Here is a 2,955-nt window from a genome sequence, read left to right on the forward strand (position 1 = left end):
ATCAACACCAAGTATTTTAATATCTTTCATCACCTGCTCTTTATTTAAAATAGAAATTCTGTGTTGGCGCATTATAACGCCCCCTTTAAAGAGCGCACTTTTCATTGGGTTGTTTTTAAGTTTTTAATTAATTCGTAGATTATTTCCAATTTGGATTGGGGGGTGGAATTAGAAAGAATGAAATGCAGGGATTTATCGCCTTGCAATTGGTAACGCTGGGGTTGGCTTTGAATTAGCTTGATTAGCTTTGTAAAGTCGATGGCGGGTTTTTATCGAAGTGAAAATAGCCATGGACCGATATTGATTTTTTGAATACCGAGTTCGTTTGCAATTAAGTGTAGCGTAGCTCGGTAGATTGGAGTAAATGTTGAGTTGCTGGGGCAGCGGGCCAAAACGATCGATAAGCTCTTCTTTGAGTCCCTGGATTTCTGTTTTATTTTTGCAATTAGCTAAGCGTTTATAGAGGATAAGACGAACATTAACATCGGGGATAATCTTCCGGTAAAAGCATTGTAATGTCGAGATCAATTTCAGCCGCTGTATGTAATGGTTTTTCAAATTGGGGTTCCCGCCCAGCTTTTAATGCACTTACCGCCTCTTCCAACAATTCTAATTCTAAGTATAAAGGTATAAAAAAACCCGATATCATGAATTTGCCCGCTTTGTTCGACATCCAATAATTGGCCTGAGCCGAGGATTTCTAAATCATGAGTTGCTAGGTTAAAACCAACACCGAGATCATCCAGTTGGGAAATAGCGCTCGATCGTTTTTGTGCGTCAGGCGTCAGGACTTCTTGATCAGGTATTATTAATAAATAAGCATAAGCTTGATGATGAGAGCGCCCAACGCGACCGCGAAGTTGGTGGAGTTGAGCTAAGCCGAATCGATCCGCGCGATTAATAATAATCGTATTAGCGGTGGGAATATCGATCCCTGATTCAATAATGGTTGTACAAACCAAAAGATTATATTTCTGATGCACGATTTTCTTTCAAAGAAAACTTTTCACCCACGGGATAAAATAAAAGTATTTTTTTCTAAGTGATCGGCGGGAGGAAGGCGTTGTAACAAGGTGGGAAGAGCGCTGATTATAATTCCTGATGATAGAGGGGGTAGGCGGTAAAGCGTTAGCAAGCGTTCGGAAACAATATTTTCGTGGGGGAGGGGGATGATCGTATGGTAATGTTTCCCAGTTAGAAAAATATAAAATAGGGGTGTCGGCGCTAGAAAAAGATGGCAACGAGCGGTATAAATAATTAGCTGAGTGAACATCCGGTGTGTTAATAGCAGAGGTCTCTGATTTTTTTTCCGCAAGAGTGCTAATTGCAAGGCTGATGCTATCACCTTTTAAATTTCCCCATCGGAGTCGATTGTCAATGGATCGAAGAATGGGAGGTGGTAAATGGCTTACCGGAGTCATTTTAACTTTAATCAATTGACGGGCCCTTAATTAATAATTCCGCCGCCAAGGCATTCGTTTCCCAGGTAAAATACCACTGATTGGCCGCGAGTGATTGCTCGTTGTGGATGTTCAAATTGAACATAAAAATGATCATTATCGAGTCGCGTGACGACGCACGTTTGATCAGCTTGACGGTAACGTGTTTTAGCCTTGCAGGTCAAGGCGAAAGAGGGTTCTGTGTCGCGTATCCAATGCAAATTTATGCACGTTAATTCTTGTGAATAAAGCAAAGGATGCTCATACCCTTGAACCACGATCAATACATTCCGTTTTACATCTTTATCAACGACATACCATGGACCTTCACTTGCGTCTGGTCGACCGCCGATATGAAGTCCTTTGCGTTGGCCAACGGTATAAAACATAATTCCGTCGTGTTTTCCGATAATTTTCCCTTCGGGTGTTTCAATATTTCCCGGTTGGGCGAGTAAGAATTCACTGAGGAAGTCTTTAAATTTGCGTTCGCCGATGAAACAGATCCCCATGCTGTCTTTTTTAGCATGGTTAATGAATCCTCTTTTTTTTGCTATCGCACGAACTTCAGATTTTTGATACCCGCCAATGGGAAATACGCTATTCGCCAATTGGTATTGGTTAAGAAGGTGTAAAAAATAACTTTGATCTTTGTGACTATCGTTGCTTTTTAATAGTCGAGATTCGTTATTTTTCTTTTGGATGCAAGCGTAATGGCCGGTGGCCAGATGAGTGGCGCCCAGTTTTTTAACATGGTCTAAAAGTGATTTAAATTTAATTTCCCGATTACAGCAAACGTCCGGATTAGGGGTTCGCCCTTGGGCGAATTCATCGAGGCAATGTTGAAAAACATGGTTCCAATAGGCTTTACTGAAATTCACGACGTATAACGGAATACCAATGTGATCGGCGACCGCTTTCGCATCACTTAAATCTTGTTCGGCGGTACAGAATGGGTCTTTGCTATCAGATTCCCAATTTTGCATGAAAAGACCAATGACTTCGTAACCCTTTTCCTTCAAGACGAGCGCGGCCACTGACGAGTCAACTCCGCCAGACAGCCCAACGGCAATCACTTGATTTTTTTCAAAATTTGGCATCTAAGTAGTGTAGAAGATGATCCCAAAAAGTCAAGGGTAGCCCGTTCCTGTGCCTTCAGAGAATAATTTTTCCTTATGAATCGAGTGGATAAATTTATGATAGTATGGCGTCACGCTGCAGCAGAAATTGGTTTAATCCGGTTAGATATACGAGAATTTTCGCAAGATAATTTTAGTTGATGAAGAGATTGATAGAAAATACAGACTACTTTAAAAGAAGACTTCGGTTTAAACACGAACCTTTGTCACGGTGTCCTTGGGAATTTTGACTTTTTGTTAGAAGCCATCTGGCTACCCCCTATGAGCGCAGCGAAATACGGGGGCGATAGACGAGATCATTATTTTCCCGTATTCTGCTTTGCTCCATACGTATAGGCCCTGGGTTGTTGTGTCAACAATCAGTTTTGACGAAAAGAACG

The 2,955-nt window shown here is 41.4% G+C and carries 2 protein-coding genes and 1 pseudogene; all 3 read right to left on the bottom strand.

Translation table 11 applies throughout. The features are described 5' to 3' along the window. Positions 1-101 precede the first annotated feature (101 nt). Positions 102-980 (bottom strand): annotated as a pseudogene (locus tag FIV31_RS07470) (TRCF domain-containing protein); the annotation flags it as partial. 26 nt (positions 981-1,006) lie between these two features. Further along, complete coding sequence (locus tag FIV31_RS07475; protein WP_280124337.1) at positions 1,007-1,345, bottom strand: hypothetical protein; 339 nt, start codon at positions 1,343-1,345, stop codon at positions 1,007-1,009. Positions 1,346-1,447: 102 nt separating this feature from the next. After that, on the bottom strand, positions 1,448-2,536 hold the full coding sequence (gene mnmA / locus FIV31_RS07480; RefSeq protein WP_280124338.1) for a tRNA 2-thiouridine(34) synthase MnmA: 1,089 nt from the start codon (positions 2,534-2,536) through the stop codon (positions 1,448-1,450). Positions 2,537-2,955 lie beyond the last annotated feature (419 nt).

Source organism: Coxiella endosymbiont of Ornithodoros amblus, assembly GCF_019425495.1.
Lineage (GTDB): Bacteria > Pseudomonadota > Gammaproteobacteria > Coxiellales > Coxiellaceae > Coxiella.

Excerpts from the sequence above, each read along its gene's own strand:
- mnmA (WP_280124338.1), bottom strand. The coding sequence starts at position 2,536 with ATGCCAAATTTTGAAAAAAATCAAGTGATTGCCGTTGGGCTGTCTGGC.